We start from the raw sequence: 15,189 nt of genomic DNA, 5'->3' as shown, positions 1-15,189 counted from the left end.
TTTATATCGGATTAAAATGATTGTTAAATGAAGCCAAAGGTCATAAATTTAGGGAGAAATCCTGCTATTAGGAACCTTTTAAATGTATTATATTTTCAACAGGAAATCAACAGTATCCACCCCGTCTGCGTAATCTGAAAGGGCAGGGGACTGCGTTTGTCCAAAAGCGACCTCGTTTTCCACGACCCCTTCGGAAACAACACATTGTAATTGGTCCCGATCATTTTGCAACCGGCTCTTCAGGGAGGAGAGGTCTTTATAGTGTTCATAGAACAAGCTGGCAATGGGCGAGGCATATCCAGTGTCTTCCTTTAAGATAAGAAAACCATTGTCGAGTAACTGGAAATCGGACATCAAATAAACCGCTTTGTTATAGTCGTAGTTATTGGCGTATTTCGCTTGGTCGATAATTGCATGAAAAGGATAAAGGGCTTGAAAAAAAAGGTCAAAATCGTATCCATCGGGTACAAAAAGCTTGGAAACACTTCTACAGCCTAAACCGTAGTAGCGAAAAATATCTTCTCCCAACCCTGCTAGTTGTTCCTTGGTTTCCTTCCCAGTGAGTACGGCTGCCGAATTTCGATTCTTTCGAATGATATTCGGTCCTTTGCCGAAGTAGTATTCGAAGTAACGGGCCGTGTTGTTACTTCCCGTGGCAATGACCGCATCGTAATCCTGCAATGTACCTTTCACCAGTACAACTTTAGATTGTATTATTGGCTCAAGTGAAACTAGGTAATCCCTTATAAAAGAGATTAATACGGTATCATTGGAGGATAATTTGGCCAGTACCCTATTTCCGGTCAGTAGTATGGATAAAAAATCGTGAAAACCGACCAAGGGAATGTTGCCCGCCATAATAAGGGCAACCGTTTTTTCTTCCCCGGGATACGGGTCCTGTAGAAGCTTATATCGCGATAGCCAGCCGCCGAGCGCTTCCTCGGTTAGAAGGTTTCCCCAGCTGTTCAGCGCGAACAGCACGTTATCCTCGGTAAACCAGCCATTCTGATGTTTGGCTTGGGTGACAGCGTTCGTTAATTTTTCTACCCAGGGCGCTTCCCCGGAGGTACCATTGCAGAAATCCCTAAGAAACCCGCCGAGTTTTACGAAAGCACTAAATGTTTCAGGTTGGCCGCCCATATATTTGTCAAAGATTGTATTCCGCTTTACCTTTGCGCAAAAATACGGATACTCAATTGAATTTATGAGCTTAAAGTAGTCGCGATTTCAGCGGCACTAATTAAATTCAGCATCAAGAAGAAGAAAATATGGCAATAATTATTACTGACGAATGTATCAATTGTGGAGCTTGTGAACCTGAATGCCCCAATACCGCTATTTACGAGGGTGCCGATGAATGGCGTTACAGCGATGGCACCTCCTTGAAGGGTGCGGTGGTACTACCAGACGGGAAAGAAGTCAATGCCGATGAGGTGCAAGAGCCCCTTAGTGATGAAATTTACTATATCGCGCCGGATAAATGCACCGAGTGTATGGGCTTTCACGAAGAGCCACAATGTGCCGCTGTTTGTCCGGTAGATTGTTGTGTGCCCGACGAGGATCGAGTGGAGACGGAGGAAGAGTTGTTGGGCAAGCAAAAGTTTATGCACCCCGACGGATAGGGGCAATAGTTTGAAGGCTATTTTTTAGATAGTACCACGGTACGCTAAACGATTCGCCCGGATATATGTCTGGGCTTTTTTATGGAAAGAAAGGAAGGGTATACGGGATTTTGGAAAAAGTTGGGATGTTTTCTGAGCATGTTAACCCTACTTGTTTTTCTGATGCTCTTTCTCTATATCCTCTATGTTGTTTTTTTCAATGACAAGGAGTGGTTCAACATCCTATAATTTTGGGACCCTTTTTGGCTACAAACGATATTCCAATATTTTAGCCGCAATCTCCTTCAATAACTTGGCGCTTGCCATTGCCGTCATATCATTGATATCCCGGGTAGGATTATATTCCACGATATCGGCCCCGAGAATGGGCACCCTTATTTTGTGGATGATGTCGATTACCTGCCTTATGCTGAGTCCGCCAGGCTCGTAATGGGAAACTCCCGGCGCGTAGGCCGGATCGATTGCATCGATATCCAAGGAAAGGTAGATGGGCTTCTTGAATTCAGGGAATTTATTTGCATCGAAATGCTTCATTTCTATAATCTCGACCCTGAACTTTTTTGCCTGCTCCCTTTGATGGGTCGAGAGGGTACGCACACCCACCTGTACCAGTCGGGAAGCCAATTGGTTCTCCATGATGCGTGCAAACGGACAAGCGTGGGAATAGGGGTCTCCTTCAAAATCGTGGTACAAATCCCCATGGGCGTCGATATGCAATATTTGTACAGCACCATACACCCGATGAAATGCTTTAACGATTGGAAAGGTGATGGAATGGTCTCCGCCCAAGGTAATCAAGGGGTGTCCTTTGCTTAGATTTTCAGCTGTGATTTTTTCAATATCAAAATACGAATCGATTTCATAGTCCCCTACATCCTTGAAGATTTCCGGTCGCAGCTCCAATCCCGATTCCGCAAAGTAATTGGCAGAATCGCTGTGATAAGCTTTTCGAATCAATGGGGGCGCCAAGGCGGGGCCTCTCAGAAAGGACGACTTTTCGTCATAGGGTATTCCTTGTAACACTAGTTGGTTTTGCATACCGCCTAAAATACTAAAAAGCGCACAGGTATTTCGTCTAACTCCCCTTTATACCTTAGGGTACGAAATCCTTCCCCGGTGTTCGACGCCAATTCATTGCCATGGGTGTCGCTCAATAGGAATGTAACAACTATCTTTGCGCCCGAATTAGAAGTATGGCGAATATCACAGCGCCCCTAAAGTAGAAAAAATGAAAGCAGGTATCGTAGGATTGCCCAATGTAGGTAAGTCGACCCTTTTTAATTGCCTCTCCAATGCCAAGGCGCAGAGCGCGAATTTTCCTTTCTGCACCATAGAGCCCAATATCGGAGTTGTAAATGTGCCGGACGAACGATTGGAAAAGCTCGAAAGTTTGGTGCACCCGGAGCGGGTGGTCCCTGCTACTGTCGAGATTGTCGACATCGCCGGGCTGGTGAAGGGTGCTAGCAAGGGTGAGGGACTCGGAAATCAATTTTTGGGCAATATCCGTGAGACCGATGCCATTCTTCACGTGCTGCGATGCTTTGACAATGACAATGTCGTTCATGTCGACGGGTCGGTAGATCCCATACGCGACAAGGAGACCATTGATATGGAGCTGCAGCTGAAGGACTTGGAAACGGTAGAAAAGAAACTCGATAAGGTAAAACGGGCCGCCAAAACAGGAAACAAGGAAGCCCAAAAAGAAGAGGCGGTCTTATTAAAAATCAAGGAAGGATTGGAAGCGGGTATTTCGGTACGCGCCATCGACATCGAAAAGGACGCCCGGGCGGAGTACGTGAAACCGTTGCAATTTATTACCGATAAACCGGTCATGTATGTCTGTAATGTGGATGAGGCAGCTGCCGTAACGGGCAACGCCTATGTGGACCGGGTGAAGAAGGCGGTTGCGAACGAGAATGCCGAGGTAATTTACCTGGCGGTGGGCACCGAGGCCGATATCACCGAGCTGGACACCTATGAGGAACGTCAACTATTTTTGGAGGATTTAGGGCTTTCCGAACCGGGTTCCGCAGTTTTGATCCGGGGTGCCTATCGATTGTTGAACCTGGAGACCTATTTCACCGCCGGGGAAAAGGAGGTGCGCGCATGGACGATTCCGAAAGGTGCCACCGCGCCTCAAGCGGCAGGTGTCATCCATACCGATTTTGAAAAAGGCTTTATCCGGGCCGAGGTGATTTCCTATGATGACTATGTGCAATACGGCAGCGAGGCCAAAGTAAAGGAAGCGGGTAAAATGCGTGTCGAAGGCAAGGAGTACATCGTCAAGGACGGTGATGTGATGCATTTTAGGTTCAACGTGTAGGGCCTCATTCAAGCTTTTTTGTTCAAGGTTCAATTTTGAAAAATAGCATTCATTGATTTTCAACTTGGAACTTTAGACCCCTGCTATCAACAATCTCCCTATTTTCGTTGTTAATTACTTTAACACTTAGGGGTTTTATCTTTTTCAGAGTCGTGCTATCTTTAGCATCACTTTCACAAAACCCCGTAAGATGTCTCAGAATACCCAATATACCGAAGATAATATTCGCTCGCTCGATTGGAAAGAGCATATTCGTCTGCGTCCTGGAATGTACATCGGAAAGTTGGGTGATGGCTCCTCTGCCGATGATGGAATTTACATCCTGCTAAAGGAAGTCATCGATAACTGTATCGACGAATTTGTCATGGGAGCGGGCAAGACCATAGAAATCAGCATCAAGGACCAAACGGTGAAGGTGCGCGATTACGGTCGTGGCATTCCTTTGGGAAAAGTGGTCGACGTGGTTTCCAAAATGAATACCGGGGGTAAATATGATACCCGTGCGTTCAAAAAATCCGTCGGTCTCAATGGAGTGGGCACCAAGGCAGTGAATGCCCTTTCCAGCTACTTCGAGGTGCAATCCTCCAGGGAAAACAAAATTAAAACGGCGCAGTTCAAGCAAGGCAATCTGGTGACCGAGGAAGGCCCGGTGGAAACCTCCAAGCGGAAGGGGACCAAAGTAACTTTTATACCCGATGAGGCCATTTTTAAGAAATTCAAATACCGTAATGAGTATGTAGAACGCATGCTTAAAAATTATGTGTATCTAAATCCTGGACTGACAATCGTTTTCAACGGGGAAAAATTCCATTCGGAAAACGGATTAAAGGATTTGTTGGAGGATAATAACAACAGTGAAGACCTGTTGTACCCCGTCATCCATTTAAGGGGCGACGATATCGAGGTGGCCATCACCCATAGCAAAACCCAGTATAGCGAGGAGTACCATTCCTTCGTCAACGGCCAGCATACCACGCAGGGGGGAACACATCAATCCGCTTTTAGGGAAGCCATTGTTAAGACCGTTCGGGATTTTTACGGAAAGAACTACGATGCCTCGGACATTCGAAAATCGATTATTTCCGCCATTTCCATCAAGGTCATGGAACCTGTATTCGAAAGCCAGACCAAGACCAAACTGGGATCGACCGATATGGGGGGTGATTTTCCGACGGTTCGTACCTATATCAATGATTTTATCGGGAAGTATCTCGACAACTACCTTCATAAAAATTCCGAAACGGCCGAAAAATTGCAGCGAAAGATCATGATGGCCGAAAAAGAGCGTAAGGAACTGTCCGGTATTCGGAAACTGGCCAGGGATCGCGCCAAAAAATCGAACCTACACAACAAAAAACTTCGGGACTGTCGGGTACATTTGGGTGATATGAAAAAGGATAATCGTTTGGATAGTACCCTTTTCATTACAGAGGGGGATTCCGCCTCCGGTTCGATTACCAAGTCCAGGGATGTAAATACCCAAGCGGTTTTTAGTTTAAGGGGCAAACCTTTGAACTCCTACGGCATGTCCAAAAAAATCGTCTATGAAAACGAGGAGTTCAACCTATTGCAAGCGGCACTAAATATCGAGGAATCGATGGAGGACCTGCGTTATAACAATATCGTTATCGCGACCGACGCCGATGTAGATGGCATGCACATTCGCTTGTTGCTGATTACCTTCTTTCTACAATTTTTTCCAGAATTGATCAAGGAAGGCCATTTGTATATTCTGCAGACCCCCTTGTTCCGTGTGCGGAACAAAAAAGAGACTATCTACTGCTACAGCGAGGAGGAGCGAAAGGCGGCTATTGCCAAGCTTTCCGGTAAACCGGAAATCACCCGTTTCAAAGGGCTGGGCGAAATCTCTCCGGATGAATTCAAGCATTTTATCGGGGACGATATCCGGTTAGAACCGGTAATGCTCGACAAGGCAATGTCTATCGAGGAACTGTTGAGCTTTTATATGGGGAAAAATACCCCAAGCCGTCAGGAATTTATAATTGAAAACTTGAAAGTAGAAATAGATTTAGTAGAAGAAAACCAACTATAACCAGACTAATACGAATCTTTCCGAATGGAAGAAAATGACGAACTAAACTTGCCGAGCGGAGAGGAAGGCCAATCCAATGATGAATCGGCAGGGCCTAATGAAAATGGGGATTCGCTAGAAGGAGCAGAAGACACGTTAGACACTACCGACGAAGAGCCCGTGGAGGATACCGCGCAAGACGATGCCCTGACCCGGGTGTCGGGCATGTACAAGGATTGGTTCCTCGATTATGCATCCTATGTAATTTTGGAGCGGGCCGTACCCGCCATCGAGGACGGTTTTAAACCGGTACAACGACGTATTATGCATGCTTTGAAAGAGCTCGACGATGGCCGCTACAACAAAGTGGCCAACGTAGTTGGGCATACGATGCAATACCACCCCCACGGTGATGCCAGCATCGCGGATGCCATGGTACAGATCGGTCAGAAAGACCTATTGATCGATACCCAGGGGAACTGGGGGAACATTCTAACGGGGGATGGGGCGGCCGCTAGCCGGTATATCGAAGCACGCCTGTCGAAGTTTGCGTTGGAGGTAGTTTTTAGTCCGAAGATTACCGAATGGCAACTCTCTTACGACGGTCGAAAAAAAGAACCGGTGCATCTTCCGGTTAAATTCCCACTCTTGCTTGCCCAAGGGGCCGAGGGAATTGCGGTAGGGCTCTCGACCAAAGTGATGCCGCACAATTTTAACGAGCTGATAGATGCCTCGATTAAGCATTTGAAAGGACAGCGATTCAAATTGTTCCCTGACTTCCCTACCGCAGGTATCATAGATGTAAGCAACTATAATGACGGATTACGAGGGGGTAAGATCCGGGTTCGGGCAAGGATTGCCCAGCACGATAAAAATACACTGAAAATCAGTGAAATACCTTACGGAACCAATACTTCTTCTTTAATCGATTCCATCCTCAAGGCCAATGATAAGGGGAAGATTAAAATCAAGAAAATCGAGGATAATACGGCCGCGGAAGTTGAGATTCTGGTTCATTTGCCCTCCGGTATTTCGCCAGACAAGACGATTGATGCCCTATATGCCTTTACCTCCTGTGAGTCGTCAATATCTCCGTTGGCGTGTATTATAGAAGACAATAAGCCCCTGTTTATCGGTGTCACTGAAATGCTACGTCGCTCTACCGATGCCACGGTCGACCTGTTGAGACAGGAGCTGGAAATACAGCTGAACGAACTCGAAGAGCAATGGCATTATGCTTCGCTGGAGCGAATCTTTATCGAAAACCGTATATATCGGGATATCGAGGAGGAAGAAACCTGGGAAGGGGTCATTGCCGCCATCGACAAGGGGTTGAAACCGCATGTGAAAAACTTGAAAAGAGCGGTGACCCAGGATGATATCGTTCGTTTGACGGAAATCCGTATCAAGCGTATCTCCAAGTTCGATTTGGATAAGGCCCAACAAAATCTGGATAATCTCGAGAAAAAAATCGCCGAGGTACAACACCACCTTGAAAATCTGGTCGATTTTGCCATCGATTACTTCAAAAACCTGAAAAGCACCTATGGTCAGGGTAGGGAACGCAAGTCGGAAATCCGCATATTCGATGAAATCGAGGCAACCAAGGTGGTGATTCGCAATACAAAGCTCTACGTGAACCGGGAAGAGGGCTTTGTAGGCACGTCCTTGCGAAGGGATGAGTATGTAACGGATTGTAGCGACATCGATGATATTATCGTCTTTACCAAGGATGGCAAAATGATGGTTACCAAAGTCGATTCGAAAACGTTTGTCGGTAAGAATATTTTGCATGTCGCGGTCTTTAAAAAGAAAGATAAACGCACTATTTACAACATGATCTACAAAGACGGTAGAGGGGGCGCAACGTACATCAAACGTTTTGCCGTCACTAGTATAACCCGTGATAAGGCCTATGACCTGGGAACCGGGAAGTCCGGGACCGATGTACTCTATTTTTCGGCCAATCCCAATGGAGAGGCGGAAGTGGTTACCGTGATGCTTCGACAGGTAGGAAGCATCAAAAAATTAAAGTGGGATGTCGATTTTGCCGATGTATTGATCAAGGGGCGGGCCTCCAAGGGCAATATCGTTACCAAATATTCGGTAAAACGAATTGAACTGAAAGAAAAAGGCCTTTCTACCCTGAAGCCCAGAAAGCTTTGGTTCGACGACACGGTGCAACGTTTGAATACCGATGAGCGTGGGGAATACCTCGGGGAGTTTACGAGTGATGACCGCTTGCTGATCGTGAATCAAAGAGGCATGGTCAAAACGGTTATTCCAGAGTTGACGTTGCGGTTTGACGATGATATGGTAGTGTTGGAAAAATGGATTCCAAACAAACCCCTGAGCGCCATCTACTGGGCGGGGGAAAAAGAGTTGTTCTACGTGAAACGTTTCTTGGTGGAGAATCCCGATAAGGAAGAAATGATTATCAGCGACCATCCAAAATCCTATCTGGAAGCTATTTTTACCGATTACCGACCTCAAGCGGAAATTGTTTTTGCCAAGAAACGGGGGCAGGATCGTAAAGAGAACCTTGAGCTCAATCTGGAGGAGTTCATCGCCGTTAAAGGTATCACGGCGATGGGCAATCAGCTTACCAAAGAAAAAGTATTGGAAATCAACGCAATGGAACCCCTCCCTTATGAAGCCCCGGAACCCCAGAATCCAGAGGAAATCGAAGTAATCGACGAAGAGAAGGTAGATGCAACTGCAGAAAAAGAAAGCCCCAAAGCGTCCAAAGACACCAGTGACAAAAAGAAAACTGACAAGGGACAAGACGATGAAGACGGTACGTTGACCTTATTCTAAGTGCTATGTATTCAGGCAAGGCCACAACGGTGCTATCCATCTGCAAAACAATCGCGCATTATATCTTGCCTTTGATATAACATAACTATACGGATGAAAAACTTTGTAAAGGAATTCAAAAATTTCGCGGTGAAAGGGAATATGGTCGATATGGCCATTGGAATCATCATCGGTACCGCTTTCAATAACGTAGTAAATGTTTTGGTAAAGAAAGTGGCCATGCCACCGCTGTCATTATTGACCAATAATGTTACCTTGGCCAATAAGAAATGGGTGCTTCGCGAAGCGGGTGATACGGTAGAGGAGGTGGCCATTGGATACGGGGAATTGCTAGAGGTCGTTATCGACTTTGGAGTCATTGCCCTGACCATTTTCGTGGTACTGAAAGCTTTTAATAAATTCAAGGACAAAGCGGAAGACCCGAAGGACGAGGCTGTTAAAACACCGAAAGACATCGAGTTGTTGGCCAGTATGGAGCAATTGATGAAAGAACAGAACAGCTTGTTAAAACAGTTAAAAGAGTGAATTGTTTATGATTCCTCCCTTAAAATGATTATAATCAGAGGTAACTGTTAAACAACTTCTTCAATTAGAAATGTTTATCCCTATATTTAACGGAAATTAATTTAAATGGATTTTACCAACCCCCTGGTATACGGTGTTCCTTGCTTCATCGCTTTTATACTTCTCGAATTAACATATAGCAAAACACACGGAGACGACCATTTATACGAGTGGAAGGATTTGTTTGCCAGTGGTGCCATGGGTATAGGATCGGCGATTATTGCTCCTTTGGTCAAAGTTGTTTCGGCCATCGTCATTTTTGAATATACTTTTGAGTTCTTCAATCCACTGGTAGACGGGGTGCGTACCAATATCATGGGTTATGAATCTTTTGGCTATGCCTGGTATGTCTGGTTGCTCTGTCAGTTGGCAGATGACTTCACCTATTATTGGTTTCACCGCGCAAATCATGAGATCCGCATTTTGTGGGCTGCGCATATCGTGCACCACTCCTCGGACAATTTTAATTTGGGTACAGCGGTTCGTAACGGTTGGTTCACTATTCTTTACAAGCCCTTGTTCTATATGTGGATGCCTGCCATCGGTTTCCCTCCGGAAATGGTGGTCGTTGCCTTGGGTATCGAAGCATTGTGGCAATTTCAGTTACATTCGGTGTATGTTCCCAAGATGGGATGGGTTGAAAAGATTTTCAACACCCATACCATGCATCAGGTACACCATGCCCAAAACGTGGAGTATCTGGATAAAAACCATGGTGGCTTTTTAAACATTTTTGACAAACTATTCGGTACTTGGAAAGAATTGGACGATGATATCGACGTAAAGTACGGGGTCATTCATGCGCCTAATTCCTATAATCCCTTGGTTATTCTTACCCATGAGTTCAAAGATATCTGGAACGACACCAAAAAGTCTCCGAAACTAACCCATAAGCTCATGTATATCTTTGGCCCCCCGGGGTGGAGCCATGACGGTAGCACCATGACGGTAAAGCAGCAGCAACGCCTTTTCCGGGAGCAAAAAAAGAAAAATCCAGCGGTGGCCTTTAGTAGGCCCAATTAGGCGATCCGGAGGCTTAAACAAACCAGAAAGAGGGGTAGAGGATGCAATCGCGTTCCTGTAGCACTTCGGCGACTATGCCTTAGTCATCATTTCCGATGCCATTGCTGGGTACGGTAGAAAAAGCTGACATACCCCCTAACGTTCAGGATGTCGGGGTTGTCGTCGTCGATCCATATCTTACAGTCGTACCGCTTTCCTTTCTTGGGGTCGAAAATGGTGCCATCTTCATATTCATCCCCATCTTTTTTCATTTCCTTCATGATGACCAGCCCTTTGACCGGTTTGTTCTTGTCATCCCCCTCACATTTGGTACAAAGCCTTCCACGGTCTTCTTCCTGAAGTAGCTCGACTATTTTTCCATAGACCTTACCGTCATTCTCATAAATTTCGACCACGGATTTGGCCTCTCCCGTTTCGTCATCGATGGTTTTCCATTCGCCGTATATATCCTGTGCCTTTACCAATAGGGTAAGAAGAACACAGGCCAAGGTGGTAAAAACTCTTTTTTCAAAATGTTTCATTTGGGGGCACTTTTTTTAATACGGGGTTATTCATTATCCAAGGTCTCTGCGGGGACCTTCTTATTTTTAAGTCGTTTCAAATCGACAAACTCGACCATCAACGAAAATGCAATTGCAAAATAGAGGTATCCTTTTGGGATGGTACCGACTTCGTTTCCAAAGACCACCAAATGCGATAGGTGGGCAGCTTCGGCAACCAACATAAACCCGATGAGAATCAGGAACGAAAGGCCTAAAATCTGGACGGAAGGGTGACGGCTCACAAAATTGCCGACAGGGTTGGCGAAAAGCATCATGATGATTACCGAGATGACCACGGCCACGACCATCAGAATCAGGGCATCGTTGGGGTTGGGAGATATACCGTTGGTCATCCCGATCGCCGTTAGAATCGAATCAAAGGAAAAGACAATGTTAATAACGGTTATTTGCAAAATGGCATTGGTAAACGAAGTAGAACGTGCTTTTTTTACTTCCCTTTCATCATAGCCCCTATCCTCGACCTTTTCATGAATCTCTTTGGTGCTTTTATAGAGAAGGAAGAGGCCACCTGCGAACAGAATCAATGCCTGCCCGCTGATACCGCCGGATATCCAATCGGTATCGATCATCCAAAAGGGTTTTTTCATGGTGGTGAGTAACGAAATACCAAACAGCAGCACAATACGTAACACCATGGCTAGGGCCAATCCGATGTTGGTCGCTCTTTTACGTTGCCCCTTTTCGAGTTTACCTGCCGCGATAGAGATGAAGATAATGTTATCGATACCCAAAACGATTTCCAAGAACGTCAGGGTCAGCAAAGCGATCCATGCGTCCGGACTGGTGAAGATTTCAAACATAGTTTAGTCGATTTTTATGGCGGTTCCCTTCGACTTTTTACTAGCACCGACCATGTTGTATTCAAATGTATAGGAATTATCCGTGGTGGACAATATTTTCATATGTACGGCCTGCTCCTCCGACTTGTTTTTCGGGCTTAGTTTTCGAACGATGTATTCACAGTCATTGATCCATCGAACCGAGGAAGAATCGGCTTTCCCTTGAAAATAGTCGATTTCCAAATCACCCGATCGCAAGAAGGTTGTGGTAACCTCTTCGCCATCGATGACCGTGGTAAAGGAAAACTTCCCGTCGGTGAAAGCCTTACAATCCCTTTGCGGGGCATAGCAGGAGAAAGCTAGAAATAAAATAGGAACACTGAAAAAGACTTTTCTCATCATGTCGCAAAATAAAGAAATTGTTTTACAACTCAGTGGCCGTGATACGACTTAAAACTGCCGTCGGAATAAAAAATGATAATTTTTTCGATTGTTTTTTCGGAAGGGTCCGCTTGGGGAAGCGATTTTGTGACCGAGGGGGCAGGAGCGGCTTTGGAAGATTCACCGCTTTTGGCTTCGGCAGGAAAACTTCCTTTGCCATTTAACAACCAATAAAGATTCACCTCGGGAAAAGTCTTCACCACCTTCAAGACAAAATCAAGGCTTGGTTTGTTTCGACCTGAAAGCAAGTGCGAAATACTGGAACGTTGCACCTGAACCTTATCTGCAAAAGCGGAAGCCGAGAGCCCATAATAGTGTAACAACTGCTCCAATCGCCGGATAAAATCCTCGGTGTTTACCATTGTAACTAATTTTCATCAAACATACAAAAAAGAATCATTCCCAGCCTCCCAAACGCTGGTTTTCAACCTTCAATAATTGATAGTTTTAATTAACGTATCATATTTTAAAATACTGATTAATAGTTATTTATAATTCAAGCTTATGAATACGTCCTTTTTCGTTTACAGATGTATAAAAAAAGAGGTTTCGAGCTCCTTTTTTAAATAACATCTGTAACTTATGCGGATTACAAATGTAATTTATATTGATGTTACATTTGTATCCCGATTCAAGATGGTATGAACAGCATTGCTTTCGATTACGACACGATTAAAGAAAAATCCGTTACCGGTAGATATGTTACATTGGCCCATCTCGAACCCTTTTTTAAAAAGAAATCGACCGGTTTTTTTGTAACCAAGGTTGGGGAATCCGTGATGGGCAATCCGATTCCTGTCATAACCGTCGGTAAGGGTACGCAGAAGATTTTGATGTGGTCGCAAATGCACGGAAACGAATCGACCACCACGAAAGCGGTATTGGATCTTTTAAGCTTTTTGAAGACTTCCGATGAAACGGCAAAGTTGCTAAACGAGCGTTGTACCTTGAAAATAATCCCCATACTCAACCCGGATGGTGCGGTGGCCTATACAAGGGTCAACAAAAATGGAGTAGACTTGAATAGGGATGCACAAATTCGAAGTCAGCCCGAAAGCAGGGCATTGCGGGAGCTTTACGACACCTTTGAGCCGAATTTTTGTTTCAACCTTCACGATCAGCGTACCATTTTTAATGTGGGTACTGCCCCAAAGCCGGCAACCGTCTCTTTTCTGGCACCCGCCCACGACGAAGAACGCGGCATTTCGGAAAGCCGCGACAGAAGCATGCGGCTCATCGTTGCCATGAACGAAATGCTTCAAGGCATCATCCCGGGGCAGGTAGGCCGCTACGACGATGCGTTCAATCCCAATTGCATCGGGGATACCTTCCAGATGCTTCAAACCCCGACCATCCTTTTTGAGGCAGGGCATTACCCAGGGGACTATCAGCGGGAGAAGACACGGGAGTATATTTTTTATGCGCTCCTACAGGCACTTTCGACCATTGCCGAAAATAAAGTCGAAAGCTACGAACGGGAGGCTTATTTCGAGATTCCCGGGAATAGCAAACAGTTCTTCGATGTCTTGGTGAAGAATCCGCATCGGATTAATACGAAATATGGGGAAGAGGTAGCGGTAGGGATCATGTTCAAGGAAAAGCTCGTAAACGACACACTCAATTTTGAACCACAGTACGAGACCGTTCCGAGCGAGCTTCCGCGTTTCGGGCATTTAGAATATGATTGCGGGGATGCCAAGGAGCTTTCGCTGTTAAAAACTACGGAATACTGGAAAGGATTATGTAGGTAAGTTCTGTTTAACAATCTGCGGAAATTATCAAACCATTACATTTTTGTTACAAAAAGAGAGCTTTTATTGAATATATTTTCTTAATTAACTATTTTTGCTAAAAATAATAAAAGCATGGCAAAAGTAAAATTAGACGAAATCGACCACCAAATTCTGGATATGTTGATTGAAAACACCAGAACTCCCTTTACCGACATTGCTAAAAAACTGTTGATATCTGCGGGTACCGTACATGTAAGGGTTAAAAAAATGGAGGATGCGGGCATTATTCAGGGATCATCATTGACTTTGGATTATGTAAAACTCGGGTATGCCTTTATCGCCTATGTAGGCATCTTTTTGGAAAAGACCCATCAGACCAAATTCGTGATGGAGCGTTTGGAGCAAATACCCAATGTCACGGTGGCCCATATCACCACGGGAAAATTCAATATTTTCTGTAAAATCAGGGCAAAGGACACCAATCATGCCAAGAATATAATTTTTCAAATAGACGATATCGACGGAATCAGTAGAACGGAGACGATGATTTCGCTGGAAGAAAGCATCAACGACAAGAAACGCTTGATGCACATGATTTTTAATGAGCTGTAATCCCACCAAATAATACAGTTAAAAATCCCGAACGGCCCCGGTCCAAGGGATTTTTTTAATTGAGAAGCTATGATGACATCCGAATTGAAGTTTCCCGAGGGAAACCCTTTTTACAGGAACTATATCGATGTGGTAGGGGAGGTCGAGTTGTTGGACCACCTACAAAGGCAATTGGAAAATTTCCCCAAATTCATACATAGTATACCAGACGAAAAACTGGGTTATGCCTATGGGAAAGAGAAATGGACGATTGCCGAGGCACTGATGCACATCATCGATTCGGAGCGGGTGTTTCAATTTCGGGCTTTTTGGTTCGCACGCGGGGAGCAAACGCCCTTGCCCGGATTCGACCAGGATGTGTTCGCCAAGGGTTCCGACCCAAGCCGGCGTTCCAAGGAAAGCCTGATCGAGGAATACAGAATCGTTCGCAGATCTACCATTTCTATATTCGCCAATTTAGACCGCAAAACGTTGGAGCGAACAGGTATTGCCAGTAATCTTGAATGGAGCGTGGCGGCCCTGGGCTTTGTCATCTGTGGCCACCAAAGGCATCATCGGAACGTGATACGGGAAAGGTATCTGTGATTTGCCAAGAACAGTGCATAAGTTTCCCAGGTCGAAAATAATCGTTGTCTATCCCGCAAGAGGCGGAAAAAGGAGATACTTCGTTTGTTTTTGAC

Annotated in this window: 15 protein-coding genes; 9 read left to right on the top strand and 6 right to left on the bottom strand. The window is 45.2% G+C overall.

Annotated elements, in window-relative coordinates; all coding sequences use genetic code 11:
- Positions 1-87 precede the first annotated feature (87 nt).
- A complete protein-coding gene (locus FK220_RS12705; protein WP_152574701.1) occupies positions 88-1,140 on the bottom strand; it encodes an acyl-CoA reductase in 1,053 nt (350 codons plus the stop codon).
- 128 nt (positions 1,141-1,268) lie between these two features.
- Between FK220_RS12705 and FK220_RS12700 the strand changes: the two genes are divergently transcribed.
- Entirely contained in the window at positions 1,269-1,622 is a 354-nt protein-coding gene (locus FK220_RS12700) for a 4Fe-4S dicluster domain-containing protein (protein ID WP_152574700.1), read from the top strand.
- A 246-nt stretch (positions 1,623-1,868) separates the two neighbouring features.
- On the opposite strand, the gene speB is transcribed toward FK220_RS12700, so the two are convergent.
- Positions 1,869-2,660, bottom strand: a complete 792-nt coding sequence (speB, locus tag FK220_RS12695) for an agmatinase (RefSeq protein WP_152574699.1) — start codon at positions 2,658-2,660, stop codon at positions 1,869-1,871.
- A 190-nt stretch (positions 2,661-2,850) separates the two neighbouring features.
- Here speB and ychF point away from each other — a divergent pair, with 190 nt between their 5' ends.
- The 5 genes from ychF (at position 2,851) to FK220_RS12670 (ending at position 10,381) form a co-directional block, all read left to right on the top strand.
- Positions 2,851-3,945 carry a redox-regulated ATPase YchF gene (gene ychF / locus FK220_RS12690; protein WP_152574698.1) on the top strand — a complete coding sequence of 365 codons (1,095 nt, stop codon included), beginning with the start codon at positions 2,851-2,853 and terminating at the stop codon, positions 3,943-3,945.
- Positions 3,946-4,135: 190 nt separating this feature from the next.
- Positions 4,136-5,998 (top strand): DNA topoisomerase IV subunit B, encoded by a 1,863-nt coding sequence (locus FK220_RS12685; RefSeq protein ID WP_152574697.1) that lies wholly within the window; start codon positions 4,136-4,138, stop codon positions 5,996-5,998.
- A 24-nt stretch (positions 5,999-6,022) separates the two neighbouring features.
- Positions 6,023-8,794 carry a DNA gyrase/topoisomerase IV subunit A gene (locus FK220_RS12680; protein ID WP_152574696.1) on the top strand — a complete coding sequence of 924 codons (2,772 nt, stop codon included), beginning with the start codon at positions 6,023-6,025 and terminating at the stop codon, positions 8,792-8,794.
- Between the two features lie 93 nt (positions 8,795-8,887).
- The gene (gene mscL / locus FK220_RS12675; protein WP_152574695.1) at positions 8,888-9,319 is read left to right on the top strand and encodes a large conductance mechanosensitive channel protein MscL; all 432 of its coding nucleotides are present in this window, start codon (positions 8,888-8,890) and stop codon (positions 9,317-9,319) included.
- A gap of 105 nt (positions 9,320-9,424) precedes the next feature.
- On the top strand, positions 9,425-10,381 hold the full coding sequence (locus FK220_RS12670; RefSeq protein ID WP_152574694.1) for a sterol desaturase family protein: 957 nt from the start codon (positions 9,425-9,427) through the stop codon (positions 10,379-10,381).
- 86 nt (positions 10,382-10,467) lie between these two features.
- Here the strand turns inward: FK220_RS12670 and FK220_RS12665 are convergent, their stop codons facing one another.
- From FK220_RS12665 to FK220_RS12650, 4 genes are read right to left on the bottom strand one after another with little or no spacing between them, the layout of a single operon-like run.
- Complete coding sequence (locus tag FK220_RS12665) at positions 10,468-10,902, bottom strand: DUF2147 domain-containing protein (protein WP_152574693.1); 435 nt, start codon at positions 10,900-10,902, stop codon at positions 10,468-10,470.
- 26 nt (positions 10,903-10,928) lie between these two features.
- The gene (locus tag FK220_RS12660; protein ID WP_152574692.1) at positions 10,929-11,744 is read right to left on the bottom strand and encodes a TerC family protein; all 816 of its coding nucleotides are present in this window, start codon (positions 11,742-11,744) and stop codon (positions 10,929-10,931) included.
- Between the two features lie 3 nt (positions 11,745-11,747).
- Positions 11,748-12,125, bottom strand: coding sequence for a DNA topoisomerase IV (locus tag FK220_RS12655; RefSeq protein WP_317168332.1), 378 nt, complete (start codon positions 12,123-12,125; stop codon positions 11,748-11,750).
- Between the two features lie 29 nt (positions 12,126-12,154).
- Positions 12,155-12,526, bottom strand: coding sequence for a helix-turn-helix transcriptional regulator (locus FK220_RS12650; RefSeq protein WP_152574691.1), 372 nt, complete (start codon positions 12,524-12,526; stop codon positions 12,155-12,157).
- A 279-nt stretch (positions 12,527-12,805) separates the two neighbouring features.
- Here FK220_RS12650 and FK220_RS12645 point away from each other — a divergent pair, with 279 nt between their 5' ends.
- From FK220_RS12645 to FK220_RS12635, 3 genes are all read left to right on the top strand, one after another.
- Positions 12,806-13,915 carry a M14 family metallopeptidase gene (locus FK220_RS12645; protein WP_152574690.1) on the top strand — a complete coding sequence of 370 codons (1,110 nt, stop codon included), beginning with the start codon at positions 12,806-12,808 and terminating at the stop codon, positions 13,913-13,915.
- Between the two features lie 114 nt (positions 13,916-14,029).
- Positions 14,030-14,509, top strand: coding sequence for an Lrp/AsnC family transcriptional regulator (locus FK220_RS12640; RefSeq protein ID WP_152574689.1), 480 nt, complete (start codon positions 14,030-14,032; stop codon positions 14,507-14,509).
- Positions 14,510-14,578: 69 nt separating this feature from the next.
- The gene (locus FK220_RS12635) at positions 14,579-15,094 is read left to right on the top strand and encodes a DinB family protein (protein ID WP_152574688.1); all 516 of its coding nucleotides are present in this window, start codon (positions 14,579-14,581) and stop codon (positions 15,092-15,094) included.
- Positions 15,095-15,189: the final 95 nt, after the last annotated feature.

This window comes from Pelagihabitans pacificus (genome assembly GCF_009371985.2).
In the GTDB taxonomy this organism is placed as follows: Bacteria; Bacteroidota; Bacteroidia; order Flavobacteriales; family Flavobacteriaceae; genus Pelagihabitans; species Pelagihabitans pacificus.
This window is presented reverse-complemented; position numbering and strand designations above follow the sequence as displayed.